This window comes from Corallococcus sp. CA047B, assembly GCF_003612065.1.
Taxonomy (GTDB): domain Bacteria; phylum Myxococcota; class Myxococcia; order Myxococcales; family Myxococcaceae; genus Corallococcus; species Corallococcus praedator.
In genome coordinates, this window is sequence record NZ_RAWD01000671.1 from 1 (window position 1) to 1000 (window position 1000).

The 1000-nt window shown below is 72.7% G+C and carries 1 protein-coding gene; it reads right to left on the reverse strand.

What is annotated here, in order from left to right; genetic code table 11:
• Nucleotides 1-104: 104 nt before the first annotated feature.
• A partial coding sequence (locus D7X74_RS42075; RefSeq protein WP_147446921.1) for a fatty acid desaturase occupies nucleotides 105-1000 on the reverse strand: 896 nt, incomplete at its 5' end.

Here is a 1000-nt window from a genome sequence, read left to right on the forward strand (position 1 = left end):
ACCCCGTCCCCCCCGGGCGTTCTGCCGGTGCCGGAAGAACGCCGCCGCGCCCGCGACCGCGAGCAGGAACACCACCAGCAACACACGGGTCGAAGCGGAGAGCATCAGTAGGGACGGGGCCGGGGATAGTGTTCAGGAAAGCGCGCGACGTACCACGCGCGCAGCCGGGGCAGGTGCGTGAGCGACACGTGCGGATGCAGGTGATGCACCACGTGCAATCCCACATGGCGCGGCGCCAATCCCAAACGCCCCAGCCACCCGAGCCCTTGGTCGCGCGTGCACGCGAACACGTCCCCCAGCGAGCGACCGTGCGCGGGCATGGCGGTGTGCTCCGCGAGCAACCGGTGCGCGTTGAACCCCGAAGCCACCAGCAGCGGCAGTCCATACCCCCACGCCACCTGGGAGGGCCACCGCAGCGCCAGTGCCAGCACGCCCAGGTGGAAGAGCACCTGACCGACTTCCGCGCGAGCACACGCGAGCACCTCCGCGTCATGCGTGAGTTCGCGACCCGAGCGGTCCTGCAGGAACACCCGGGCGTACGGCGTGCGCAGCGCGGGGATGGCCCAGGCACAGAGCCCCACCGGTCCGCGCAGCACCCATCCGGGAATCACGCCCAGCAGCAGCAGCCACCGCCACGCCGTGCGCAAGGGACCGCCGTCCGGAGGCTTGCGGTAGGGGTCCGTCGGCAGGCCCGCGTCCCGGTGGTGGCGCAGGTGGTGGTAGCGCATGGCCTCCAGCGTGGACGCCACCGGGTAGCCCGCCAGCACGGTCAGCGGACACAGTCTCCACTCCGGTGTTCGCGTGGGCAGGTGGACCGCGTCATGAAGCAGCACGCCCAGCGCGTGCAGCCGTCCCGCGACGACGAGCACCGCCAGCGGCGCGAGCACGGGAGCCCACGCCATGACGAACCATCCCAGCGCCATCCCGGCCCACTCCACGGCGGCCAGGCGCAGCAGCCCGGACGGGGTGGCGGGCACGAGCAGGGCGCGGGGCACCGCCG